Origin of the sequence: Pseudoalteromonas sp. P1-25 (genome assembly GCF_001401805.1) — a bacterium.
Lineage (GTDB): Bacteria > Pseudomonadota > Gammaproteobacteria > Enterobacterales > Alteromonadaceae > Pseudoalteromonas.
In genome coordinates this window covers 1-297 of sequence record NZ_LKDW01000118.1, presented here as the reverse complement: position 1 = coordinate 297, position 297 = coordinate 1, and the positions used below count along the sequence as shown (strand labels likewise).

General features: G+C 46.1%; 2 tRNA genes. Both read right to left on the bottom strand.

Annotation, left to right across the window (positions count from 1 at the left end):
* Position 1 precedes the first annotated feature (1 nt).
* Positions 2-75: transfer RNA gene (locus AN393_RS19800), tRNA-Arg, on the bottom strand.
* A 138-nt stretch (positions 76-213) separates the two neighbouring features.
* Positions 214-290 (bottom strand) — tRNA-Arg (locus AN393_RS19795).
* Between the last annotated feature and the right edge of the window lie 7 nt (positions 291-297).

Here is a 297-nt window from a genome sequence, read left to right as displayed (position 1 = left end):
GTGGGCGCAGGAGGATTCGAACCTCCGACCGCCTGGTTCGTAGCCAGGTACTCTATCCAGCTGAGCTATGCGCCCACTTTCATTTTTTCTTATTTATACTCTAAGTGGAGTTTCTGAAACAATAAATATAAGTACACACCGTAAAATATGCGCTTAACTTATATGCTATTTCAGACACAAAAAAACCGACTTTTGTCGGCTTATTTATGAAAGTGGTGGGCGCAGGAGGATTCGAACCTCCGACCGCCTGGTTCGTAGCCAGGTACTCTATCCAGCTGAGCTATGCGCCCACTTTCA